Below are 21540 nucleotides of genomic sequence, written 5' to 3'. Positions count from 1 at the left end.
AGGATATTAAAACATTAAAAGGCCGTGAAAAATTTTTCACGGCCTTTTTTAATACCTGATATTGAACTTATCTGATTATCTGAACTGAACTGTTTTGAGAATTGCTTCGAGTTCAAACATATAGTCCCTTTTATTGGTTGCAGGAGCAAATGTAAATCCTTCCAGGATCAATTTTCTGTTATTTTCCTTGTCATTTACTATATAGGTTAAAAAAGGGCCTGCCATGGGGTAATTTTGAATTTCCCAGATGCCTCTTGCTTCCGCTGCTTTCTTTCCCGAAATTTCAGCAGGGAAAACATAAGGGGCAAATGCCTTCTCGGTAACCATATAGGTGGTTTTATTGGGTATATCCGGGCCCGGGATATATTTTTTGCCAATAGAATCCCTCATCTTTACAATATCTTTGACGAAGGTGGAGTCATTTTCAAAACTGTCCCAGGGCATGGCATAGACTATTATGTTCATGGTTCCCTTAGGGATCTCACGATCTATCCAAATAAAATTATCCTCTTCTTTCCCAACCGTATATATTGAAGGTAGTCTGAGAGAAATATTAAATTTAGACTGTAAAATTGTGTCCTTATTAAGAGAGCGTAAAAATCTTTTTTGCGCCTCTTCCATTTCTGTGGTTTTGAAAGACGCAATAATCTTATCTGCGCCTTCCTGTATATTATTTATTAACTCTTCCTCTGTTCTGCCCTTAATTACGCCAACTTTCTGGGGTGAGGCGTATAAATCTGTTTTAATATGTGCCAGATCCAGGCTGTCTAAACTGACAAATAGCACAGAACGCCTATGCCTAGTCATCCCTGTAAATACGCGAAGGGGCATGTGTTCTATAGAAAATTGTGGCTCGTTCCAGGTAAGTCCAAGTATAGGTGCCGCAAAATGCTCTCTTACTTTATCCCCAACCTTACCTTCCCAGAGCTGATTTTCCATGACAACAGCAAGCGAATTGATTGCGCCAACTGAAACAGGCTTATAGGCCTTTTTATTTTTGTCTTCACAGGACACCAATAAAAAAAGAGATAAAAATAGCGCTCCAAAGTATTTCATATATTTATTTTTAGGATGAACAATCGCACAGTTTCAACTTAGTGCCTGGCTGCAGATTGTTACCGCTAATACCGTTCCATTGTTTCAGTTTTTCAATAGTAATTCCCGGATATTTTCTGGAGATAGTCCATAAAGAGTCGCCGGCTTTTACAGTATGAATTTTAGAATTTCCGTTTAAACTAACGGCAGTTGATGATTGTATGGCTTCATTTTTACTTGAAGAAACAGTGGTTACGGGCTTTCTTGGGTAGATGATCAGGCGTTGACCAATTCTTAAATTGTTACTTCTAAGGCCGTTCCATTGTTTAATCTGGCTTACGCCAACCCCATAGCGTTCGGCTATTTTCCCGAGATAATCCCCGCTTTTGACCTTGTATCGAATTCTGTCTTCGGCCGTAACCAATTTTGGCAAAGCACTTTCCCTGCTTTTGTTTTCTTTTTCTGCAAAAGCATAAATCGCTGCCTCATTGGTTACAAATTTACCTATGGCTTCTTTTGGAAGCCTTAAGAAATGTTTTTTGTCTTTTATTTTGGGAATAATGTTTAATTTGTAGGAAGGATTAAGAACTATTAATTCTTCTTTACTCACCCCAACCAACTTTGAAATTTGATCAAAAGTTATAAGCTGTTTAACATGGACAGTGTCGGTTTCAAAATAAGGCCTTTCTACCTTATTCAACTTAATGCCGTGTTCTTCTGCGTACTCAAATAAATACATAGTAGCTAAAAAGGCCGGCACATATCCCGCGGTTTCCCTGGGAAGATTCCTTCTAATGTTCCAATAATTTGTATAACCGCCAGACCTTCTGATTGCTTTATTTACATTCCCCGGGCCCGAATTATATGCAGCCAAAGCCAAATCCCAGTCACCAAAGGTTTCATACAGTTTAGATAGATATTTGCATGCCGCTGCGGTTGATTTAATTGGGTCACTGCGGTCATCTACATAACTACTTACATCCAACCCATACATCTTCCCTGTGCTATACATAAATTGCCAAAGACCCGTAGCGCCCACCCTGGACTTTGCCCTTGGGTTCAAAGCAGATTCTACGATGGCCAGATACTTTATTTCAAGCGGAATATTGTAATTATCCAATTCCTGTTCAAACATTGGAAAATAAAACTGGCTTGCGGTAATCATGCGTTCGATAAACTCATGTTTCCGCAATAAAAAAGATTGAATTACTCTTTCCAATGAAGGATTATAGGCAATGTTAAAAGGTGTTTTCTGATCAAGTAATTCCAAACGTTCTTTTAATACTTCGGTGTCAATTGTAAGTTGTTTTAATGTATCTACCTCCAGATTGGAAACATAATTATACATGTCATCATATAAGCTTGCGTTGGCATAAAGCTCTTTCATCCATAAGCTATCATATCTGGCGGCCTCTGAATTGTCCTCAAGTTTGTAGCCTTCATTTATTGTGGTCGATTCAATTGATTTGTCGTTAATTGACGGGGTTTCTTTAAAGGCCGCGTTCAGCTTAATCGGTATTTGTATAATTTCTACCTTTTCTGTAGTGGAGGATTTAGCTTCCAAAACAGGAGGTGCAACTTGTTCTTGTGCCATCAAAGGCGCGGCAAAAACAAGCAGGATTATATAAAGAATGATTTCTTTGATTGCGGTCATAAAACTGATTTTTGGCCCAAGGGTGTAAGCTAAAATCGTATTTTTTTATGAAACATTAAAATAATGCTTCTTAAACTATTTAAAAAAACGGAAACCCCCTTTAATCGATAACGCCATTAGGCTTCTAATATTGCAGCAATGCCCGGTAGTGATTTACCTTCCAGGCTTTCAAGCATAGCTCCTCCGCCGGTAGAGACATAGCTCACTTTGTCTTCAAATCCAAATTGCTTCACAGCAGCTACGGAATCTCCCCCGCCAACTAATGAAAACGCTCCATTTTTGGTGGCTTCATCAATGAAGTTTCCTACTGAAATTGTCCCTTCAGCAAAGCTTTCCATTTCAAAAACACCCACGGGACCGTTCCAAAGAATTGTTTTGGAAGCAAGTATAACCTCCCTGAAGTTCTCTAAAGTCTTTGGTCCTGCATCCAATCCCTGCCAGCCTTCCGGGATATCATCAACAGCGACAATTTTTGTGTTTGCGCTGTTGCTAAAGTCATCCGCAGCAACAACATCTACGGGGAGATGCACCTGAACTCCCATATCTTTAGCTTTCTTAAGTATGGAGAGTGCAAGGTCCATTTTATCATCTTCGCATATTGAATTCCCTACTTTACCTCCTTGCGCTTTAATAAAAGTATAAGTCATTCCTCCGCCAATTATCAAATGATTTATTTTACTGAGGATATTCTCAATAATTGTAATTTTAGAAGAGACCTTGGCTCCTCCAAGTATTGCCGTAACAGGTTTTTCTCCTGTTTTCATAACTTTTTCTATGGCCTTTATTTCTTTTGCCAAAAGGTATCCAAAGCATTTTTTATCCGGAAAAAACCCCGCGACAATTGTTGTAGATGCATGAGCCCTGTGCGCTGTGCCAAAAGCGTCATTCACATAGATATCTCCTAAATGCGACAATTGTTCCGCGAATAATTTATCTCCTTTTTCTTCTTCTGCATAAAAGCGAAGGTTTTCCAGCAAAAGAACTTCTCCGCTTTCCAGTTCTGCCACTGCTTTTTCTGCCTTTTCGCCTATACAATCGTCTATGAATTTTACCTGAACGCCTATTACTTCAGATACTTTTTCGGAAATATGAGATAGTGATAAAGCCGGGTTTCGCTCACCTTTAGGTCTTCCCAGGTGGCTCATAAGAACCGCACTTCCACCGTCTTCCAGGATTTTAATAATTGTTGGTTTGGCCGCTTCAATCCTATTCGAATCCGTTACATTAAAATCCTCGTCCAAAGGAACATTGAAATCTACCCGTATTAATGCTTTTTTATTTTCAAAATTAAAATCGTCTACTGTTATCATCCGGAATACTATTTTGTGGAAAGGCAAATGTAAAGATTATTACAATTCTGTTGAAGGTGACACTATTAATTTATTGTTAGATGATCAAATGTCCTATATTTGAATGTATGTTATTTAAAGATATTCTAGGGCTTGATCATATTAAAAATCATCTTTGTTCCAGTGCTGATGCCGGGCGCATTCCGCACGCACAATTGTTTGTAGGCCCCGAAGGTTCTGGTATGCTTTTAACGGCGCTGGCCTATGTCCAATATTTGTTGTGCGGGAACACGGGTGGTGAAAACTTGCCTGTTGAAGATTCCTGTAACCTGAAATGTACATCTTTATCCCATCCGGACTTACACTTCGCATTTCCTGTATCCAATTCGGCTAAGGTAAAGTCACATGCTGTTAGCAATAATTATTTACAGGAATGGCGGCAATTTATAAAAGAACAGCCTTATGGCAATCTGTTTGATTGGTACCAATTAATTGGTATTGAAAAGAAACAAGGACAAATTGGAGTTGACGAGGCCCATGATATTGTAAAAAAGTTATCCTTAAAATCCTACGAGGGGGGATACAAAACAATGATACTTTGGATGGCCGAAACAATGAATACAGCGGCATCAAACAAATTGCTAAAATTAATTGAAGAACCCCCTGATAAAACCGTATTCATATTTATTACCGAAGATGAAGAGCAGATACTGCAAACAATACGATCCAGATGTCAGGTATTGCATTTTCCGCCCTTATCTGAAGAAGCAATTTCCGGGGCATTAATAGAAAGAGGCTTAACGAGAGATGAGGCCTTAAAGGTTGCACATGAGTCTAATGGAAATTTTAATAAAGCCATGGATCTCATGAATAAAGATTCGGAAGAATTGATTTTTGAAAAATGGTTTGTGCAGTGGGTGCGCAGTGCTTTTAAAGCAAAAGGTAATAAAGCGGCCATACATGAGCTAATACTCTGGAGTGAAGAAGTCGCGAAAACCGGAAGAGAAACTCAGAAAAAATTTTTAAAATATTGTCTGGCTGTAATGAGGCAGGCAATGCTGTTAAATTATAATGTCAAAGAATTGGTGTATATGCGAATTCATATTGACGGCTTTCAGTTAGATAAATTTGCTCCATTTATACATGAAAGAAATATAATGCCAATAGTTAACGAATTGGAGGATGCTATTTATCATATAGAGCGTAACGGGAACTCTAAAATTATTCTGACTGATTTATCTATAAAGCTTACCCGTTTATTGCATAAACGAGCTGCCTAATCAAAACAATAGTTCAACCTGTTGATAATCATTTTATTATATAAAATATACTATGGAAAACATATTGAATAATGCAACGGTTATTTTACTTTTATTATTCCTGATAATTACCTTCCTGCAAAGTGGCATAGACAAAATAATTGACTGGAAAGGAAATCTGGGTTGGTTACAGGGGCATTTTAAGGATACGCCTTTAAAAGGAATTGTTCCATTGCTGTTGGCTACCATACTTTTAACAGAAGTATTGGCAGCTGTATTATGTATGACAGGCCTCTATCAACTAATTTTTACAGGAGACCGTACTCTTGCGCTATATGGAGCAATCTTGTGTTGTGTAGCCCTGTTAATGTTGTTATTTGGACAAAGAGTCGCTAAAGATTATGACGGGGCAAGAACTATTGCAATTTATTTTATACCTGCAATTTTCCTTGTTTTTCTGCTTCAGGCATAGAAATAAATACCAATTACCCAAACAATCCATGCTTTCATGACGATCCGGGCAGCAAACAAATACTCAGAAATTATTTCTTGTACTTCTCGTTCAGTATTTTCAAAATTTCTTGCGTAATGTCCTTGGCGTCGGTTCCATAAAGAACACTACCTCCTTCTCCACCACTTAAGATATAGGTGTAGCCATTGCTTTTGCCATAGCTGGTAATCTCACTTTTTACTTTGCTTATCAAACTGTCCATTTCCGTTTGACCTTCAGATTGCATTTGTTGTTCTTCCTGCTGCAGCTGTTGGCCAATAAACTGACCTCTTTGTTGTAACAAGCCATATTCCTCCTGAGCTTTGTCCTGGGCCATACTCTGAGCTTTGGTTTGAAAAGCCTGCGCTTCTATTTGAAAAGCCTGGGATATACTATCCCTTTTTTTATTTAGCGCTTCTGCTTTGACTTTATACCTGGCTTCGATATCTATTTTCTCCTGATAACCATCCATCAACTTAACATTATCAACAAAAGCAATTTTATTTTGTTCACATGCAACCGCAACTACCAAAAAAATTACTAAAACTATTTTTTTCATTTGTTTCTTAAATTTAGTTCGGCAAAAATAGTAAAGGTTTTTGTAATGATTTGCCTTTTATCGGATTATTAGATTGCCCGATAAAAAAGGGAAGTTTTCCTGTTGCCCCGGCATAATATTAAACAATAGATTTTGCTTATATAAAATTGAAAAATGTACTTGTTTTGTCTATTGCTTCGCAGAGTACTATGTTCGCTCTAATTGACAAACTCCCCGCTTCATGGCCAAGCGTATGCTTTGATGAATTATACGTGCTTAGATTGTTTTAAAATGCTTTTTCGTCCATTTTTAGTATGTACAGAAGCGAAGAATACTCTTTTGTTTTCCACGCCCTAATATTTGATTTCAATCCAATTAAAAATGCTCTTAAAATATTACTCTTCCCGTACTTAAATTTTTCAGAAAGGAGAGAGACATAAAAGGAGTCGAATATCATGGGGCTTATTTTTTCCAGCTTCATTCCATTTTTAGAAAAAAGCTTTTTAATAGACAGTTGGGAGAAATGCGAAAGATGTCTGGGAACATCATAAGCTGCCCAATATTCTTTATAATAGCGGGCATCGTAAGATTGGAAATTTGGAACTGCAATTATCAAGGTTCCGTCTTTTTCCAGAAGTGATGTTATCTTTTTTATCTGTGATTCCAAATCAGGCAAATGCTCAAGAACATGCCAAAGCGTAATTACCTGAAAACGTCTTTTTTCCAAAAGATCAAGGCTTTCCTTTAGTTTCAACCCTTTCTTCTTCGCAAGGTCTCTGGCCTTTTTACCAGGCTCAATTCCATAAACATTCCAGCCATTTTGCTTTGCAGATTCCAGGAAAGAACCGGTACCGGTTCCTATATCCAAAAGTGTTTTATTTGTGTCGGTATATTTATTGATAAGACTAACTTTTCTTTTTAGATTGTACTTTTTTATATATTGATAGAGCTTATCAACTAGATTGTCCGCTGAATCCTTATGGGAAATATAAGTTTCACTGTTATAATAACTATCCAGATTCTCAGGCTCCGGATATGTACGCAACATATTTAATTCCATATCCAGCATTAATTCGAATTCTTCACCGGAAACCGCAAAATCTTTTGTTTTTAAAAAGCTCTTCATTATCAAATAGTATGGCGCATAATTTCCTTTCGGTTTCGAAGATAGTTTAAAACATAGACTTGAAAAAGGAACTTTTGTAAAGCCTGTTGCCTTTATTCTGCAATTAATTTAATTATTTTTTCTATGATATACCCGCTTCCAAATTAAACTAAAAAAATGCTGTTTAAGTTGCTCATGGTTTCCAATCTTTCTGGTTATTAAGGGCTTAGCACTTTATTTGTTCCACGTGGAACCAATCAAACTTATCTTCCCATATAGACAAGCAAAACGCTAATATCGCTTGGAGAAACACCGCTGATTCTTGAGGCTTGTGAAATAGTAGTTGGTTGTACGACTGTAAGTTTTTCTCTTGCTTCAAAAGAAAGAGATTTTAATTTGCTATAGTCAAAGTTATCCGGAATTTTAATATTCTCCAATCGTTGAAGTTTGTCGGCATTATTCTTTTCTTTGGCTATATATCCAGCATATTTTACCTGTATTTCTGCCTGTTCCAGCACTTCGCTTTTTAAGTCATGATTATTTACATAGTCTGCTACTTCTTCCAGTTGCAACATATGAGACATTGTAACGCCCGGCCTTGAAAAAACCTTGAACATCTTATCGGATTGCTTCACCGGCGCAGAAGAAACTCCTTCCAGTATTGGGTTAATCTGTTCCGGATTAAAGCTTGTTTTTTTGAAGAAATCTATGAAATCATTTGACTTTTTTTCTTTTTCCTTCATTGCAAAAAGACGTTCTTCCTTAGCTAATCCTATATCATAGCTCTTCGGAGTTAGTCTCAGATCAGCATTATCCTGTCGCAACAGGGTGCGATATTCTGCTCTTGAAGTAAACATTCTATATGGCTCCTCTGTGCCTTTGGTAATTAAATCATCTATTAAAACGCCTATATAGGCCTCATCTCTTTTCAATAAAAAAGGCTCTTTCTCATTAATTTTTAGATGCGCATTTATGCCTGCCATTAAGCCTTGAGAAGCCGCTTCTTCATATCCGGTGGTTCCATTTATTTGTCCTGCGAAATAAAGATTTTGCACAAGTTTGGTCTCCAGGGTGTGTTTTAATTGTGTTGGTGGAAAGTAGTCGTATTCTATCGCATAACCGGGTCTGAAAAACTTAACCTGCTCAAACCCCACTACAGACCTTAAAGCTTTGAACTGTATATCTTCAGGTAATGAAGTAGAAAATCCATTGACATAGACCTCTACTGTATGCCATCCTTCTGGTTCAACAAAAATTTGATGACTGTCTTTTTCGGCAAAACGATTAATTTTATCCTCAATAGAAGGGCAATAACGTGGGCCTATACTTTTAATTCTGCCATTGAACATTGGCGATCTGTCAAAACCTTCCTTTAATAATTCGTGTACTTCGGCATTTGTATGCGTCATATGACAATCCCGTTGCTTTGTCAAGGTTACAGATTCCAAAAATGAAAACTTTTCCGGATTTTCATCTCCGGGTTGCCGAATCATCTTACTATAATCCAATGATCTTCCGTCTACCCTGGGCGGCGTTCCCGTTTTCATACGTCCACTTTGAAAACCAAAATCAGTGAGCTGTTCTGTAATACCGGTAGCTGATTTTTCACCAGCCCTGCCTCCGCCGAACTGCTTATCTCCAATATGTATCAATCCGTTTAAAAATGTACCATTTGTCAATACTACAGCCCTGGATTTTATATCTATGCCTAATGAGGTCCTAACCCCTGTCACTTTATCACCTTCTACAAGCAATCCGCTAACCATTTCCTGATAAAAATCCACTAATGGTGTACCTTCCAAAGCAAATCTCCATTCCTCTGCAAATCGCATTCTGTCATTTTGAGCCCTTGGACTCCACATGGCAGGACCTTTGGATTTATTCAACATTTTAAATTGAATTGCCGACTTGTCTGTTATTAGCCCACTATATCCTCCCAGGGCATCAATTTCCCTTACAATCTGACCTTTTGCTATTCCACCCATAGCCGGATTACAGGACATTTGACCTATGGTTTGCAGATTCATAGTAACCAAGAGGGTTTTAGAACCCAAATTTGCTGCTGCTGCCGCAGCTTCGGCTCCTGCATGTCCACCACCTACAACGATTACATCATATATCTTCTCAAACATATTAGCTTATTGTTTCACGTGGAACAAATTAATTTTTTCACTTTCTTTATCCCTCATTAATTCTTTCTCCTTATCTGTTTTGTCATTAAACCCCATTAAATGAAGCAATCCATGTGCCATAACCCGCTGTAATTCTATGTCAAAATCGACATTATAGCGCATGGCATTTTCCTTAACCCTGTCTACCGAAATATAAATTTCCCCGGATACGGTATTACCTTCCGAATAATCAAAAGTAATGATGTCCGTGTACGTTTTATGCCCAAGGTATTTTTCATTTAGTGAATACAAATAGTCATCCGTACAGAAAACGTAATCTAAATCTCCCATTCCCCATTTTTCCCCCCGTACTATATTATTAATCCAATCGGTATATTTGTCGTCATTCCCTAACTTAAAATCCGCTTCATACTGATAACTAATCATCTTTTATAAAATAACTTCTTACTCTTTCCTGAAAATTTTGCCGCAAAGGTAATGCTTGCCTGTTTAAAATTTCAATTTCATTTCTATAATTCTCTAAAGCCTCCGGCCTCGTCATTACGGGGTTTTGATACTCTTTTATGCTTCCCTGACTTTCCCGTTCCTCCTTTTTTCCTTGTTTTACAGCGGCATTTTCAAGTTTTAATAATTGATGCTCAATAAAATTCATTTTATCCATTGTTCTCTGGGTAATTCCATTTTCCAAAAGATCATTTTGAAAATCCTCCATTTGCCTGATTAGCTTTAGCGCCAGATTCTTATCCCCTGCCTTCATCATATCCGCCAATTGTTTTTCCAATTGTTGTTTCAAATATTCCTGCTCCTTATATATTTCATATAATTCTTTCATTTCCTCTTCGCTTATGCCTCCTTCGCCAGCTGTACCATTTTCACCTTTACCATTTTCTCCCCTATTTTCTTCGCTATCATTCCCACTTCCTTCTTGCTCGCTATTTCCTTTATCACCTTCTCCCTGACCATTCTTCTCTCCTTTTTGGCCCATCTTCTGACCTTCTCCTTCTTTACCCTTGTCTCCCTCTTTTCCACTCTCACCCATTTGGCCCATCTTATCTTTAAGTTCTCCCTGGGCCTTAATTATATCCGGTAGTTGAAACCCGTCATTAGGGTTTCCCGAACCAGCACCTGATTTCATGCTCTGTTGCATATTATCCAGTAAATCGGCTAAAAAGTCGGCCAGGCTATTGGAAGCACTCAAGACATATTGCTCATATGCAGCGCCCTGATATATCCTGTTGTCCGCGATACTCTCCAGTGACTTGTCAATATTATAATATACCTCTGTTATTTGTTCATTAACAAACTCCGATAATTCAGCCCTTCTCAATGACAAAGCAAACAAACTATCATCAATATGTTCGAATAAATTACGCAGCTCCTTTTGTTTTCTAACACTACCCGAATAATTAGCCATATCATAATCAGAACTTTCCAGCTGATCAAATAATTTTTCCTGTTTAAAAGAAAATGTAACCAGGTTATCCAAAATCTGACGTAACATTTCCGCATCCTCCGTTATAGTAGATTCCCCGCCGGAAGATCCTGAAGAGCTAAGGTCTTCACTTATTTCCCGAATTTTTTGAGCCGCCGCCTTTTGCTTTTGTTTGGCGTTTTCTGCAGACTTATCCTTATTAGCCTCATTCGCCAACTTTTCTTCTTTATTCTTGTTCAATTCATCCAAGGCCTTCTGCTGATCTTCCTTGACACTTTCTTCTTTCTTCTTATCTATTTTCAAATCCAGGGGCTTTTTAAGATCCTTGTTGTCTTTTTGAAGGTCTTCCAATTCCCTTGTAAGTTCTTCGAAATTCTTATTTAAATCTTTTTGCGAGTCCGGATCTAACTTCTCTTTTTCTATTTTCGAAAGCAATTCCTGCTTTTCTGCCAATTCTTCCAAATCCTTAGCCAGCTGCGCCGCCTTCTCAGTTACGTAATAACGTTTGGTTAATTCTAGTAACTGTTCTAAATTCCTTTTATTATTCTGTTGATTTTTTCCCAGTTCCTCAAGTCTCCTGGATAATTCCTCCTTCTCTATTTTATCCGCAATTTTATTTAGTTCTTCAAGTAATTTTTCGTTCTTTTTCGCCTCTAATTCCTGCCTTTCCAGTCGTTCCTTCAGCATTTTGCCTAGTTTGTCGTCTTTGTTATCCGTTTCCAGGTTATCCTTTAATTGCCTACTGAACTTTTGCATTAACTGTTCCTGATCCTGTTGCTTTCTCAAGAATTCCTTTACCTGCATCTGATCATTAAAATTAAGGCTGTTCTTTTCTCTTTGGTCGTTATTGATTTCCTTAAGCGACTCTTCTTGCTTTCTAAATTTTTCCAGAGTTTTATCCATGCCTTCTATGAGAGACCTTTGAGCGTCTAACTCCTTATTTTTCATTTCATTTACATCCAATATTGAAGTTGTAAATATTTCTGTTTTAGATGTTTTGCCGCCGTGAACCGCATCATTGTCTGTTACCTCAAAATAGTAGCTGTAAGTACGTCCTTCCTGCAGATTTAAGCCGGTTGGAAAAGTGTAATAAAACTGATTATAATTTGAATCTGGTTCCCCAAGATTAAGAAGCTGCTTATCCTCCTTGTTATCATCTGCATAGCACACAAGTCTAATAGAACTTATTGCGTAATCATCTGAAGCTTCCCCTGCAAAGTAAGCTATGTTGGGGCTTAAACTGTCTATTACCTTATTTGCTGAAATTGATGGAAAAGCGTCCTTAATTACCCTAAAATGGTATTCAAGTCTCTCATAATTAGTAACATTTTTATTGGATGTTGCCAATGCGTAATGAAACTCATTATAAATTGTCTTGTCCAATGAAAAGCTATTGTCATTTTTATACAACGCCATAGTAGTGTCCTGGCCAATTAAAACAATTTTTTCTGTATTAGCTCCTTCAACCGTCCACCTCACTCTAGTTCCTTCCGGGAATATTGCATTGCCCGTGCCTTTAAGCGTATCTGAAGGTTTTTTTGTATAAGCCGGATAATCCAAAGTAATCTCAAAGAGCTGTATTGACGGGGTTTTCAATGATTTTAACTCATAAACCCGGGATTTTATATCATTTGCCATAAAGTAAAATTTGGCTGAATTCAGTGGAGGGGTAAAGGTAAACTCATATAAATCATTTGTCTTCTGCAGCAATAATTCCTTTCCATTGACAACTATGTACACTTCCGTTGGTTGTACTTTTCCTTCGGTTGCCACCTGAAGTGTAACGCTGCTGTCTTCCAAAACTTCCAGATCTCCTGTTAAAAGCCTGAAGGTAAAAGGAGCCGGTGGTTCATAGGCCGTATCATAATTTATGACTCTTTCATAGGACCCAAAAAATGTGTCAATATTACCAGATATCCAAAGTATGACCAAAGACAAAACAGGTATTACCAAATATTTCAGGTACTTATAGCTTTCCCTGAGATTTATAGCTCCGGTAAAGGGAACAATTGTTAAGTTATCTGAACGCTGTTGAATGCTTGCCAGCAAAAGTTCTGTTTTGTTACTGTCCTCAGCCAAATCAAGCAAATTGTATAATTTATCCCCGACTTCCTCAAAATGTCTCCCAATTAACAACGAAGCTTCCTTATAGGTGATTCCCTTTTTCAGTTTTAAAAGATGGAAAATAGGAACTGCTATATAATAATAAAGAAGAAACGCTTCAACCGACAAAAAAAGCAATAATAATACAAAACGCCCTTCTGAATTTAGCCAGAAAAGGTATTCTACGCCCAGTATTGCCATAAAATACAATGCTCCAAATGCTAAAAAAAGTAACCCGCCTTTTATTAGCAATTTGGTGTAATATTTTTTGCTAAAGTGGTTCAGTTTCTCCAGTATGTTATTATAACTGTCCAAATTCTGCTATATTTAATACCAAGATACCTGTTAAACTAGATTTTTGACTCAAATATTTGTTAAAAAGCAGTGAATGAAAGATTTAAAGTACCTTACGGCATTTACCATACCCCTATCTGCTTTCATTGGAATTTACTTTAAGGGCTATTGGAGTTTTATTTGCCCGGTTTATGCATTTGTGCTGATTCCTGCTTTGGAATTGCTTCTTCCTGTAAGTACAACAAACTATGAAGGAAGTGAAAGAGTAGCCAAATTAGACAATAAGCTGTTTGACTGGATGCTTTATCTGAATATTCCTTTGGTTTATGGCCTTTTTTACTATTCATTAAATGAGCTTGCTGTAAGCCCGCTTGAAACTTATGAAATTGCCGGGATTATATTTTCTATTGGCATTGTATTAGGAACCAATGGCATAAACGTGGGGCACGAGCTTGGTCACAGGGTGAGTGGTCTTGAACGTTTTTTGGGTAAGCTGTTGTTACTGCCGTCATTGTATATGCACTTTTATATTGAACATAACTATGGGCATCACCTACATGCAGCTACCAGAGAAGATCCGGCAACAGCGAAATACAACCAATCGGTATATTCCTTTTGGATAACATCTGTTTCACAGCAGTACCTCAATGCATGGCGTATTCAGGGTAAATTATTGAAAACACACCACAGGAGTTTCTTTTCGCTGTATAATGATATGTTGTGGTATACTTTATTTCAATTTACCCACTTATATATTATTTACTACATATTTGGTTATAACGTCCTTACATATGCAATCTTAGCCGCCCTGGTAGGATTTTTATTGCTGGAAACGGTAAATTACATAGAACATTATGGATTGATAAGAAAAAAATTGCCTTCCGGGCGTTATGAGCGAGTTCGCGAAATTCATTCCTGGAATAGCAACCATGTTATGGGTCGAATTATTCTGTATGAATTAACCAGGCACAGTGATCACCATTATAAGTCCTCCAAAAAATACCAGGTTTTGGACTATCATGATACTTCACCTCAAATGCCTTTTGGTTACCCCACATCAATGGTCCTTTCTTTTTTGCCACCCCTCTGGTTTAAAATAATGAACCCCAGAATTCCTCATGAAATGAAAAAGGCGGCTATATAATATTTTATTGTGCTTTTTTAACAACTATCTTTGTCGCTTAATTCTATTTAAATGAATAAAAAAGTTCGTGTTCGGTTTGCACCAAGTCCAACAGGTCCATTACACATCGGAGGGGTCAGAACTGCCCTATATAATTATCTCTTTGCCAAACAAAACAATGGGGATTTCATTCTCAGAATAGAAGATACAGATCAAAATCGCTATGTAGAAGGGGCGGAAAAATATATTATTGATACTTTAGACTGGTGTGGAATACCCTATGATGAAGGGCCCGGAAAAGATCTGGGTCATGGCCCATTCAGGCAAAGCGAACGCAAACTGCTATACAAGGAATATGCTGAACAGCTTATTAAAAGCGGCAAGGCTTATTATGCTTTCGATTCCGCCGAGAGTCTCCATAAGCACCGCAAGGAACATGAAAAAAAGGGCAAAACATTTATATATAATTGGCATAACCGATTAAAGCTACATAATTCGCTTTCAATGTCTCCGGAAGAGCTTCAAGCAAAACTCGACAAAGGCGATAGTTATGTTATTCGGTTTTTTACACCACAGGATGAAGTGTTGCATCTAAAGGATATTATAAGAGGAGACATTCAAATCGACACTAACATACTGGATGATAAAGTATTATTCAAAAGCGATGGTATGCCCACTTACCACCTGGCCAATATTGTAGATGATCATCTTATGGAGATCAGCCATGTTATCCGCGGTGAAGAATGGTTACCTTCATTGGCCCTGCATTCGCAATTATACGATGCTTTTGAATGGGAAGCACCTGTATTCGCCCATTTGCCTTTAATTATGAAGCCTGAAGGAAAAGGGAAATTAAGTAAACGTGATGGAGAAAAAGGTGGTTTTCCAATTTTTCCGCTTTCCTGGGGCAATTCTATTGGATACAGAGAAGCCGGTTATTTCCCGGAAGCGGTAATAAACTTCCTTGCACTTCTGGGGTGGAATCCCGGTACGGAAGAAGAGCTTTTTAAGATGGATGAATTAATTAAAGTTTTTGATCTAAATAGGGTTCACAAATCAGGTGCCAGATTTGATCCTGAAAAAACCAAATGGTATAACCATCACTACCTGCAAGAACAGGAGGATTCGGTTTTACTGAACTCTTTTAAACCTGTTCTAAATGAAAAAATGGAGAAAGAACGGGCATTTGACCTGAGTCTTGTTCGTAATGATGATTACATTGCAAACGTCATTTCTTTGATAAAAGAACGAGCGTCTTTTGTTTCTGAATTCTGGGATTTGAGTGACTACTTTTTTCAAACACCAAATTACTATAATGAAAAAGTGGTTAAAAAGCAGTGGAAAGAAAACACACCCGCACTATTAAGTAAAATAGCCTCACTTCTCGAAACTCTTGAAGATTTTTCCTCACCTGAACTTGAAAATATGGTTAAAACCTGGATTGGTAATGAGAATTTGACATTCGGACAGGTTATGGCTCCTTTAAGATTAGTTATGGTGGGGGATCTAAAAGGTCCTCATTTATTTGATATCATGGCTCTGGTTGGCAAAAACGAAACGCTTAAAAGAATTAGGCTTGCATTGGAAAAATTGTAACATTTCGGAATAAAAACCGACCTATTTAATAAAACTCGCAAATTCAATTCACTAACTTAATATATTTACTATGGGCAATTTTCTTCTTATACCAATTGTTATCATCGGGCTGTTTATTCTTTTGGCCTCATTTTTCATTGTTAAACAACAGACTGCGGTAATTGTCGAAAGATTTGGACGATTCCACAGTATACGAAATTCAGGTTTACAGATGAAAATACCTATGGTAGACCGTATCGCAGCGCGACTGGGTCTTAAAATACAGCAATTAGATGTCATTGTGGAGACCAAAACCCTGGATGACGTATTTGTAAAGTTGAAAGTCTCTGTGCAATATGTGGTTATTAAAGAAAAAGTATATGAGGCCTTTTATAAGTTAGAATATCCACACGATCAGATTACCTCTTATGTTTTCGATGTTGTACGGGCAGAGGTTCCTAAAATGAAACTGGACGATGTCTTTGTAAAGAAAGACGACATAGCAATAGCTGTGAAGTCGGAACTGCAGGATGCCATGCTAGACTATGGTTACGATATCATAAAAACCCTCGTCACGGATATTGACCCGGATGCACAGGTAAAAGCTGCAATGAACAGAATTAATGCTTCAGAGCGCGAAAAGATAGCGGCGCAATTTGAAGGAGATGCTGCCCGCATCTTAATCGTTGAAAAAGCGAAGGCCGAAGCTGAAAGCAAGCGATTACAGGGCCAGGGCATTGCAGATCAAAGACGTGAAATTGCCAGAGGACTGGAAGAGTCCGTTGAAGTATTGAACAAAGTTGGCATAAATTCCCAGGAAGCTTCCGCGCTTATTGTTGTAACACAGCATTATGATACCTTGCAGTCCATTGGTGAGGAAACCAATACAAATCTCATCCTACTGCCTAATTCTCCACAGGCGGGAAGTGACATGCTCAACAATATGGTGGCATCTTTTACGGCAAGTAATATGATTGGTGAATCTATGAAAAAGCAAAAACCGAAAGAATAAAATCCCGAAAAATACAGCTGTGGTTTAATTCTCTTTTAGGCAAGAAATTTAGGAGAAATTCCCGGTTGTTACGCAGGTTTTATATTCACCCTGTTTTTTTGACCTATTGAGCACAATAACGTCACAGAGGACGCCTATGGGTTTATTAACTATATGTACTTAGGCAAACATTCTAAAATTGCAAAACGCTCTTAAACAAGCCTGGAACATGCCGTTGTTTATAAATAATACCAATTGTAATATTTTAATGAATAGACAGGCTCTATGTTAGGGTTTGCGGTCTATTTTAGCCCAGGTATCCCGGAGTGTTACGGTTCTGTTAAATACTAATTTATCCCCGGTAGAATCTTCATCAACATTAAAATAACCCAGTCTCTGAAATTGAAAACGATCATTAACTTTTGCCTCCTTAAGGCTGGGCTCCACATAGCCGGTAATTACTTTCAGGGAATCCGGATTGATAAATTCAAGAAAATCTCTGTCCTTATGTCCGTCTGGTGTTTCGTCTGTAAATAAACGATCATACAACCTAACCTCCACGGGCAAAGCATTTTCAATAGACACCCAATGCAGGGTCCCTTTAACTTTGCGCAAACTTTCCGGGCTGCCACTTCCACTTTTGCTTTTGGGATCATAGGTGCATTGAACTTCTGTAATATTTCCTTCACTGTCTTTTGTGCAACTCTCTGCTTTAATTATATAGGCATTCTTGAGCCGCACTTCTCCTCCCAGCTTAAGTCTGAAAAATTTCCTGTTCGCTTCTTCTCTGAAATCTTCACGCTCAATATATAGCTCCCTTGAAAAAGGGAGTTTTCTATAACCCGCCGATTCATCTTCCGGATTATTTTCTGCATTGAGCCATTCTTCATCTTCCTCCGGAAAATTAGTTATCACAACTTTTAACGGATTTAGCACGGCCATTACCCTGGGGGCAATTTTGTTGAGGTGTTCTCTGATGTGAAATTCCAAAAGAGAAACATCCACGACATTTTCGCGCTTTGCAATCCCTATAGTTTCGGCAAAGTTACGTATGGATTCCGGTGTATACCCTCTTCTTCGCAGTCCCGAAATAGTTGGCATTCTTGGATCATCCCAGCCATTTACCAGCCCCTTTTCCACCAATTGGAGTAATTTTCGTTTACTTACAACGGTATGGCTTAAATTCCTGCGTGCAAATTCACGCTGTTTTGGCCTTATTTTTACAGGATCGCAAATATTGTCCAAAAACCAGTCATATAACTCCCTGTGCGGCGCAAATTCCAGAGTGCAAAGAGAATGCGTAACCTGTTCTATATAATCGCTCTCCCCATGTGTCCAGTCATACATAGGGTAAATACACCAATCGGTATTTGTCCTGTGATGCGCACGCTTTAGGATCCGATACATTATCGGGTCGCGCATTAACATATTCGGTGACGACATGTCTATCTTAGCGCGGAGCACATGTGTACCTTCCTCATAAAGCCCATCTTTCATGCCTTTAAAAAGCTCGATGTTTTCAGCAACAGACCTGCCTCTGTAAGGGCTGTTAACACCCGGCTCGGTTGGTGTTCCCTTTTGCTTGGCCATTTCCTCTGAAGTCTGGCTGTCTACATAGGCTTTGCCTTTTTCTATAAGTTCTTTAGCCCAATCGTAAAGGAGCTGAAAATAGTCCGAAGCATAACATTCGGTATCCCAGGTATATCCCAACCATTTCACATCATTTTTAATTGCGTCTACATACTCCTGTTCTTCTTTTATAGGGTTGGTATCATCAAACCTCAGGTTCACGGGTGCATTATACTTCAGGCCAAGGCCAAAATTAAGGCAAATAGAACTTGCGTGTCCTATGTGCAAATAGCCATTTGGCTCCGGCGGGAATCTAAATCTCAAATCCTTAGCAGGGAACCCTTTAGCCAGATCTTCCTCAATTATATGTTCTATGAAATTAAGTGATTTAGGTGTTTCACTCATCGATTTTAATTTGAAGCACAAATGTAGGAAAAATGAGGGTATGAGACCCAATAAAAGATGCTCACCATACAATATCTGTATTTCACAACATATTTAATTAGTGCTACAACATTAAATTCCCAGCCGGGTAATTAAATGACATATTTGTTGTTAATACACTGGTAAATACGAGTAAAACTTTAACAACGCATGTAACACGAAAAAAACAACGAACACCCATACGGTTTACCAAAACCCAAATCCAGTAAAAGGTAAAACTGTAGTTCCCCCAAAACTACACTACTTATGAGAGCAAAACTATCCTTTAAAATCAAGTATTTCTTTTTGACCATACTGCTGTTAGGATGCATGCCACTCAGCGCTCAGGTATTAAATGCCCCTGTTGCGGCACCTAACCAGACACCGCCAGCCGGAAGTTCTCCCTGGGACAAGGCTTGTGCTTCCGCTTCTTTTAATGATTACTGGGTAAATTTTACCTGGAGCCCTCCGCTTGTTAACGGGGATAATGAATTTATTCTTGAACTATCTGATGCCAGCGGAAGCTTTACAAGCCCTATAGAACTTGCCAGAGATGCTACTAAAAATACAAATTTCGACTTCTTCTTTCAATTTTCACTACCCAATGATACTAGGGGTGAAGGTTATAGAATGCGAGTAAGAAGCACAAGTCCCGCAGTTGTTGGAGCAGCCTCAGTAGCTTATCCAATGTATTTTATAGATGTAAATTCAGGACTTACCGTCAGACAACAAGGTAATGCAGACTTCGGAGATGGTACGGCTGAGGTGTGTAATGGAAATTCGATAACCCTCGAAGTTTACAATCTCCCTAATTCAGATACCTATCAGTATAATTGGTATAGGAGCGGATCGCTTTTAACTGAAAAAAGTGAATCCATTACAGTTACCCAGGCGGGAATGTACAATGTGGAGATTGACTATGGATCGTGTTCCGGTTCCGGTAATACGCTTTCCAACCTTATAGACGTAACAACAGGGGCTAGTTTAGGAATAGCTATAAACCCCCCTGCTAAAACTGATTTGTGCAACGGTGAAACAGAAAACCTTGAAGCAAACATAAATAATGCCAGTTTAACCTATGCGTGGTATAAAGATGGTGCGGCCATTCCTTCGTCAAACAATTATATTTTTACTGTAGATGCCTCTGCGCCTGGCTTTGAAGGAGATTACCAGGTTGAAATTTTTGGCCCCGGGGCATGCGTTGAGAGATCTTCGGCAGTAACGATTACCAATGCAGGGAACTTTACTGTTTCCAGAAATAATCCTGCCAATGTAGTTGTTTTACCGGGACAAAACGAAACTTTAAGCATAACCACCAACGCTTCGGCGCCAACTTATCAATGGTATAAAGATGGCAATCCCATATCTGGTGCCACAAATAGTAGTTTAACGGTAAGCGAAACAGAGACAGGCTCGTATTTTGCCCGGGTTTCCCTAAGTGGTGGCCCTTGTTCTTCGACCTCTATAGATTCGGAACCCACCACAGTGGTTACCCCGGATTCTTTTGAGATTGTAATAGACTATGCGTCCGCTTATTCGGCCTGTGCCAATAACAGCATTGTCCTGGATATAACTGCTATAAATGCAATAGATTCTGGTGGAGGGGTTACAGATGTAACATCTTCTCTAATCTCCGGATTTACATACCAATGGAAAAAAGACGGTAGCCCTGTTAGTGGAGAAACTTCAGCGAGCATTAGTCTAACGGACATTGCTGAAAACGGTAATTATGAAGTAGACGGTTCCATTACCACCTATAATGCAACTTCCAATTCTCTGAATGTTCAGTTGCTGGTAAATGAGACATTAACTATTAACAGCAACAGTCTTGTTAGCTGCGGACCTTCAGAACCAATTACTATAAGTACTACAACAGATTTATCCGGTCAATCTTTTGACTGGTTTAAAGACGGTGTTAATCTAAATAGTGCCGATGTGGCTCTTACGGTAACAGAAACAGGAACTTACCAATTGATATTAGATCGAAACGGTTGTCCGCTTCCTTCTAATGAGATTGTTATCTCCGGACTGGATCCGTCACTGATTACCCTGGATCCATCTGAAACTGTAGTTTTCCCCGAAGGTAGCTCCAGGACAGTAACTGCCAGTGGAGGAGACTCATATACATGGTACGATTCTGATAATAATGTGATGAGCACTTCTTCTTCCGTGGCTTATACTGAAGAGGGATCTTATCTGCTGGTAGCAACGATTGGGAATTGCGAAGTAACCAGACCTTTAACCGTTGAATACCTTGACACATTTAAAATACCCAATGTTATAACCGTAAATGGTGATGGAATAAATGATTCATGGATCATTCCCAATTCCTATTCCAATAAGCCGGATGTAAATGTAATCATCTTTAACAGTGCGGGTAAAGAAGTGTTTAATGAATTTAATTATCAAAATAACTGGCCTGAAACTTCAATGACTTTTGCAAAGCAAAATATGGTCTTTTTCTATAAGATAAAAGACGCCAATGAAGTTTTAAAACAAGGCACCATAACCATTATCCGTTAGCCAAC

At 38.4% G+C, this 21540-nt stretch carries 15 protein-coding genes; 6 read left to right on the top strand and 9 right to left on the bottom strand.

The features are described from left to right. Positions 1–75 precede the first annotated feature (75 nt). From G504_RS0114320 to G504_RS0114310, 3 genes are all read right to left on the bottom strand, one after another. Entirely contained in the window at positions 76–1056 is a 981-nt protein-coding gene (locus tag G504_RS0114320) for a DUF4837 family protein (RefSeq protein WP_026348596.1), read from the bottom strand. A 10-nt stretch (positions 1057–1066) separates the two neighbouring features. Continuing rightward, positions 1067–2689, bottom strand: a complete 1623-nt coding sequence (locus G504_RS0114315; RefSeq protein WP_019670881.1) for a LysM peptidoglycan-binding domain-containing protein — start codon at positions 2687–2689, stop codon at positions 1067–1069. A gap of 116 nt (positions 2690–2805) precedes the next feature. Next, on the bottom strand, positions 2806–3999 hold the full coding sequence (locus tag G504_RS0114310) for a phosphoglycerate kinase (protein ID WP_019670880.1): 1194 nt from the start codon (positions 3997–3999) through the stop codon (positions 2806–2808). A gap of 107 nt (positions 4000–4106) precedes the next feature. Between G504_RS0114310 and G504_RS0114305 the strand changes: the two genes are divergently transcribed. After that, the gene (locus G504_RS0114305) at positions 4107–5258 is read left to right on the top strand and encodes a DNA polymerase III subunit (protein WP_019670879.1); all 1152 of its coding nucleotides are present in this window, start codon (positions 4107–4109) and stop codon (positions 5256–5258) included. A gap of 52 nt (positions 5259–5310) precedes the next feature. Beyond that, positions 5311–5709 carry a hypothetical protein gene (locus tag G504_RS0114300; RefSeq protein ID WP_019670878.1) on the top strand — a complete coding sequence of 133 codons (399 nt, stop codon included), beginning with the start codon at positions 5311–5313 and terminating at the stop codon, positions 5707–5709. 70 nt (positions 5710–5779) lie between these two features. On the opposite strand, the gene G504_RS0114295 is transcribed toward G504_RS0114300, so the two are convergent. The 5 genes from G504_RS0114295 to G504_RS0114275 all read right to left on the bottom strand — a co-directional run bounded on the left by G504_RS0114295 (position 5780) and on the right by G504_RS0114275 (position 13352). Continuing rightward, positions 5780–6286 (bottom strand): OmpH family outer membrane protein, encoded by a 507-nt coding sequence (locus G504_RS0114295; protein ID WP_019670877.1) that lies wholly within the window; start codon positions 6284–6286, stop codon positions 5780–5782. 265 nt (positions 6287–6551) lie between these two features. Then, positions 6552–7391: a class I SAM-dependent methyltransferase gene (locus G504_RS0114290; RefSeq protein WP_019670876.1), complete on the bottom strand. Its 840-nt coding sequence runs from the start codon at positions 7389–7391 to the stop codon at positions 6552–6554. 242 nt (positions 7392–7633) lie between these two features. After that, a complete protein-coding gene (mnmG, locus tag G504_RS0114285; protein WP_019670875.1) occupies positions 7634–9502 on the bottom strand; it encodes a tRNA uridine-5-carboxymethylaminomethyl(34) synthesis enzyme MnmG in 1869 nt (622 codons plus the stop codon). A gap of 6 nt (positions 9503–9508) precedes the next feature. Beyond that, complete coding sequence (gene ybeY / locus G504_RS0114280; protein ID WP_019670874.1) at positions 9509–9928, bottom strand: rRNA maturation RNase YbeY; 420 nt, start codon at positions 9926–9928, stop codon at positions 9509–9511. Next, a complete protein-coding gene (locus tag G504_RS0114275) occupies positions 9921–13352 on the bottom strand; it encodes a DUF4175 family protein (protein ID WP_019670873.1) in 3432 nt (1143 codons plus the stop codon). Before G504_RS0114275 ends, ybeY begins: the two co-directional genes overlap by 8 nt. Before the next feature lie 73 nt (positions 13353–13425). On the opposite strand from G504_RS0114275, the gene G504_RS0114270 reads away from it, so the two are divergent. The 3 genes from G504_RS0114270 (at position 13426) to G504_RS0114260 (ending at position 17041) form a co-directional block, all read left to right on the top strand. Beyond that, complete coding sequence (locus G504_RS0114270; protein WP_019670872.1) at positions 13426–14475, top strand: alkane 1-monooxygenase; 1050 nt, start codon at positions 13426–13428, stop codon at positions 14473–14475. 51 nt (positions 14476–14526) lie between these two features. Further along, positions 14527–16050 (top strand): glutamate--tRNA ligase, encoded by a 1524-nt coding sequence (gene gltX, locus G504_RS0114265; protein WP_019670871.1) that lies wholly within the window; start codon positions 14527–14529, stop codon positions 16048–16050. A 70-nt stretch (positions 16051–16120) separates the two neighbouring features. Further along, positions 16121–17041, top strand: coding sequence for an SPFH domain-containing protein (locus G504_RS0114260; RefSeq protein WP_019670870.1), 921 nt, complete (start codon positions 16121–16123; stop codon positions 17039–17041). Between the two features lie 267 nt (positions 17042–17308). Here the strand turns inward: G504_RS0114260 and G504_RS0114255 are convergent, their stop codons facing one another. Beyond that, complete coding sequence (locus tag G504_RS0114255) at positions 17309–18994, bottom strand: glutamine--tRNA ligase/YqeY domain fusion protein (protein ID WP_019670869.1); 1686 nt, start codon at positions 18992–18994, stop codon at positions 17309–17311. Between the two features lie 285 nt (positions 18995–19279). On the opposite strand from G504_RS0114255, the gene G504_RS0114250 reads away from it, so the two are divergent. Then, the gene (locus tag G504_RS0114250) at positions 19280–21535 is read left to right on the top strand and encodes an immunoglobulin domain-containing protein (RefSeq protein WP_169336915.1); all 2256 of its coding nucleotides are present in this window, start codon (positions 19280–19282) and stop codon (positions 21533–21535) included. Positions 21536–21540 lie beyond the last annotated feature (5 nt).

Source organism: Eudoraea adriatica DSM 19308, from assembly GCF_000382125.1.
In the GTDB taxonomy this organism is placed as follows: Bacteria; Bacteroidota; Bacteroidia; order Flavobacteriales; family Flavobacteriaceae; genus Eudoraea; species Eudoraea adriatica.
This window is presented reverse-complemented; position numbering and strand designations above follow the sequence as displayed.